The sequence below is a fragment of the Candidatus Hydrogenedentota bacterium genome (assembly GCA_035450225.1).
Lineage (GTDB): Bacteria > Hydrogenedentota > Hydrogenedentia > Hydrogenedentales > SLHB01 > DSVR01.
The window spans coordinates 1-1303 of record DAOTMJ010000111.1; the positions used below are offsets into that span (position 1 = coordinate 1).

Annotated in this window: 1 protein-coding gene; it reads right to left on the bottom strand. The window is 53.7% G+C overall.

Translation table 11 applies throughout. The features are described 5' to 3' along the window. Nucleotides 1-125: 125 nt before the first annotated feature. Entirely contained in the window at nucleotides 126-1094 is a 969-nt protein-coding gene (locus P5540_19940) for a DUF1559 domain-containing protein (protein HRT67086.1), read from the bottom strand. Between the last annotated feature and the right edge of the window lie 209 nt (nucleotides 1095-1303).

Below are 1303 nucleotides of genomic sequence, written 5' to 3' on the forward strand. Positions count from 1 at the left end.
TATTATGGTTTTTTACAATTCTTTTTGACAGCAATGATTTTGGACAGCACTGATAGCCCTTAGAGGTTTCCAGGACAACTGCAACGGCTTGAACTTGGACGATTAGAAACTTCGTCTGCCAACCATCAATCGCTTGCGAAGTCGAACATGTACATGAACCCGGCGCAAAGTTCGTTGACCGGCGGTTCGGCGGGATATCTCACGAACGCGACGTGGCCATCCATGTACAGCACGTTCGATCCCCCCGGGATATGGTTGAACTTGGATGCGACGGTGGCGACATTGTCCCACATCAGGAAGATGCCGCTTTGCGCCTTGGCGCTGGCCGCCGGATTGTTGATGTCCGTTATGAGGAAGCGCTCGACGCCTTCCCGAACACGGTAGACCGTGTCGCCCCCGCCGTTTCCGTTGCCCGGCGACACGCGCCGGTCCATGTCCACCGCGGCCAGAAACGCCGCGGGATCGTTGGCTTGGAACGGCCCCGTCGTTTTCTGGATCAGATCATACATGGCCTCGATGAACTGCGCGGGGCCATGGGTAATCGAGGGATCCAGCGGGCGCAGGTTCAACCGGCTCACCACCTCCAGCAGAAACGCCGGTATTTCCATCATCGGATATTGGCCCGTGACCGGATCATGGCTGAGGTGATCGTAAACGTGATAGGCATAGGTGTAACTGGCGCCAATGGCCTCCACGCTCTGCTTGCCGCCGCCGTCCACCTTGTCCGTCAGCGTCAGATGCCCGTCCACCGGATCGTAATGATCCGACAACTTGTCCGTCGAGTCCGACGGGCAAAAAACAATCGCCGGATCCGTCAAGTATTCAGGATAAACGGACGATACAAGCGGACCGAATGAAATGCACGGACGCGAACCGCAACCCAGTTCTATCTCGTCCGGCGGATATTTCTGCCCGGGCGACTCGTTCGCATACATCTTGAAAATGAGGCCCCATTGTTTGAGATTGTTCTGGCAACTGGCCCGACGGGCCGATTCCCGTGCGCGGGCCAGCGCCGGCAGAAGAATCGCCGCGAGAATACCTATAATCGCGATGACGACCAACAGCTCGATGAGGGTAAAACCTTTCGTGTTCATCTCAACATCTCCAAAAATGGTTATACCAATGAATTCATCATAAACTTTTTCACTATTTATATCAACTGAAATGGGATTATTTCGCAGAATGCTTATTTATTGACCCTCGTTCTTGTATACGTCATAAAAAATTGGAACGTACTCCATTCATCGGTATGTCCCGCCCGCGCTGGAATTGGACTTCTCCGGAGGCAAGAATGTGTAGACAG